Source organism: Streptomyces niphimycinicus, from assembly GCF_018883605.1.
Taxonomy (GTDB): domain Bacteria; phylum Actinomycetota; class Actinomycetes; order Streptomycetales; family Streptomycetaceae; genus Streptomyces; species Streptomyces niphimycinicus.
This window is the reverse complement of sequence record NZ_JAHLEM010001056.1, coordinates 1-2910: the sequence shown is the minus strand read 5'-3', so window position 1 is coordinate 2910 and position 2910 is coordinate 1. Positions and strand designations below refer to the sequence as shown.

2 protein-coding genes are annotated in these 2910 nt (G+C 67.5%); both read right to left on the bottom strand.

What is annotated here, in order from left to right; genetic code table 11:
- Positions 1-329: 329 nt before the first annotated feature.
- Entirely contained in the window at positions 330-884 is a 555-nt protein-coding gene (locus tag KN815_RS47460) for a flavoprotein (protein WP_216347966.1), read from the bottom strand.
- Positions 881-2287 (bottom strand): hypothetical protein, encoded by a 1407-nt coding sequence (locus KN815_RS47455; protein ID WP_216347965.1) that lies wholly within the window; start codon positions 2285-2287, stop codon positions 881-883. The genes KN815_RS47460 and KN815_RS47455 overlap by 4 nt, the downstream gene beginning before the upstream one ends.
- Positions 2288-2910 lie beyond the last annotated feature (623 nt).

Sequence of the window (2910 nt, the reverse complement as noted above, 5' to 3'; positions counted from 1 at the left end):
GGCGTCCAGGGCCGGACGCGCCTCGAGGCGGTGGCCGGGGCGCGTGGCTGCGCCTGCCTACCCGCGGATCGCCGCCGCGGTGCCTGCGGCGGCTCGGCGCGTCTTCGTCGTCCCTGCCCGCGTCCGGAGCCTCCCGGCGATGGCCGGGATCCGTGCCCACTGCCGTCGCCCGGGCTGCTTCGCCCCCGAGAAGGTGCCGCCCAGACGCCAGGACCCCGGCGCGGCGGACCCGGCGAGGCCCTGGAAATCACTTGATGAACCAGTTGCGACACATCGGTGAATGCATTTTCTCGTGGTGCATCTGCGCCAAGTGTGGGGACAGGGGTTGGTCAGCCGTTGTGTTCGACGGTGTCGAGGGCCAGGCTCCACGGGAAGGTGTCGAGTAGCGCGCTGCCGGAGCCGGGGGCGTGGGGCTCTGGGCCGTGTCCCTTGCCGTGCAGGATGCTGACGCCTGCGGATCGCAGGTCTGCGATGTTGCGCCGGTAGGCGGGGTGCGCGGCCAGTGCCGCGTTGACGAACGGGAGCACGGCCACGGGGATGCCCAGCCCGATGGACTCGGCGAGGATGCCCAACGCGTAGGTGTCGCTGATGCCCAGTGCCCATTTGTTGATGGTGTTGTAGGTGGCGGGGGCGACGATGATGGCGTCTGCCTGCGGGGCTGAGCGGGTGCCGTCGCCGGGTTTTCGGTATTCGCTGCGGATAGGCCGTCCGGTCTGGGCTTCGAGCGCTGAGACGTCTACGAAGGTTCGTCCCGCTGGGGTGGTGATGATCTGCACGTCCCAGGACCGGTCTTGAGCTTGCTGGACGAGCTTGCCCACGTGTGCGGCGGGCCCGGCGGCGCAGACGATGACGTAGAGGGTCCGCTGAGGTGGCGGTGTGGTCATGGGCGGGCTCCGACTCGGGCGGCCAGCTCGGGCAGGCCGCGCAGTTCACCGCGTACGTCCTGGTGGTGGATTCGTCCGACCAGTGCCCTAACGGTCGGGCGGGTGCGAATCTCTTCGGGGGCGAGGTCCTCGGCGGTACGCAGGGCGGCGTACGCCTGGGGGTATTTGTTCCATTGCTCGCAGGCCCTGGCCACGTCTACCCAGAGGGTCGCCTGGCGTTCACGGACGTCGATGGTGTCGATGTCGATCGCGCGGGCGCAGGCGAGTGCTGCACCGGCGTCGCCAAGGGTGGTGGAGATGTTCACCCGGTGGAGAAGCACGTTGGTCGGGCCGAAAGCGGTCCATCGGCGGTTGGCGTCGCTGCCGAGCATACGGGCGGCGCGTTCCGCCTCGTCGAGAAGTTCGGTTGCTGAGTCACGGTTGCCTTGCTCGGCTGCGGCCACTGCGCCCCGCAGGAGCAGAGCACCGTAGATGGACTGGTGATCAGGCGAGTGTGTGATGGACTTCGGGTCGAGTCGCTGAGCTCGTGTGCGTGCGAGGTCGGCGGCCTGGCCGCCGTGTCCCATGGCCATGTAGGCGTGGACAAGGATGCGGGCGCTGGCTGCCTGGGTGAGGGGGTCCTCGCTGGTCTGGGCTGCGTGCATGCTGCGGTCGGCGGTGATGGCTGCCGGACCTCGGTCGCCGAGTTTGAGCAACAGGCTGGTTGTGGTGTGGTACAGCTCCGCCAGGCATGCATGCGCGGTCAGCCGGTCATCTCCGGTCAGGACCTCGCACGCCGTCTCGCACTCGGTGAGTACGCGCGGGAGGTCGTTGGCGAGGGTCGTGTACTCGCATGCCTGGTAGGTGCGTTTCGCCCAGGTGACGGCTGTTCTGAGTTCGGCGGGGGTGCGCGGTTCCGGTTCTCCGACGCTGAAGGCGGAGAGGTGGTGCAGGAGAGGCGCGGCAAGCCCGGTGTGCCGTGGTGCGTTGCTGGCCCCTGCGGATGGTGTTGTGGCTGCTGCCAGCAGCGCGGCGCCTGACAGGCTCATGAAATCGCGTCGTAGCACGTGATCGTCTCCACGGTCCATGCCGATACGGGCCATCGGCCGTACGGCTCCAGACGCGGGGGTGTGCGATTCCCACGGGCGAGGTGCCAGACCAAGTAACGCGCCGGGAATCCTGAGCCCGTCGGCTACCGCAATGATCTTGTCGATCGTGGTGATCCGGCCGTTGCCCTTGGCGATGACTCCGACCCGGTCGGTCTTCATCCCACAGGCATCAGCGATCTTGGTGAAACTGATGCCGCCCCATTTGCGGGCGAGAGTGAAGACTGTCCCAAAGTCGTGGCAGGCGAGAGCCGCGCGCATGTCCTCACGTTCCAGGACGTGCGGCGGGAGCGCTGCCGGTGAGACGTAGTCGGTCATCTCGTGCCCCCGCGCATCTCTGACGTGATGAAGTATCGATCAGTGCCTGCGTCCCGAGCCTACCCATGATGGGTCTACTCACTATGGGTTAGAGACCGATAGGCGGCAGAGCGGTTGGCGGTGCCACGTGCTGCATCTCCTGAAGGCCCCCGGCGCTCGGCGGAATGCAAGGTGATCTGAGGCCGAGTCCACCCATGGTGGGTCTACCCATCATGGGGTAACGCGCAGGCCACACAAACGGTGACGCTGGGAGATCAAGACCCCCGCGACGTGGCTGCGTCCGGGGGCGCGGTCAACGCTGCAAAGGAGCGTCAACAATGCGGAAGACTACCGCCCGATTTGTGGAATGGCTGTTACGGCTGCTGTTGCCTGCTTCAGGCCGCCACCGAGTCGCTGAGATCCGGCCAGGCCCCCGGTACGTGGATACGCTGACCGTCCGCCTGGCGTGCGCACCTCTGGTGCACGCATGGGTGCCGCATGGTGAGGAGGTCCCGGGCACTGGTCTTGTCCGGCCATACGTGGTCGCACATGAACGGGAGCGACAGCGGGGGGCCGTTGGGCACGGTGTGAAGGCGGTGGCCCTGTGAGTGTGCAACCGCGCTTGCTGCCGTGGTCCGGTCCTA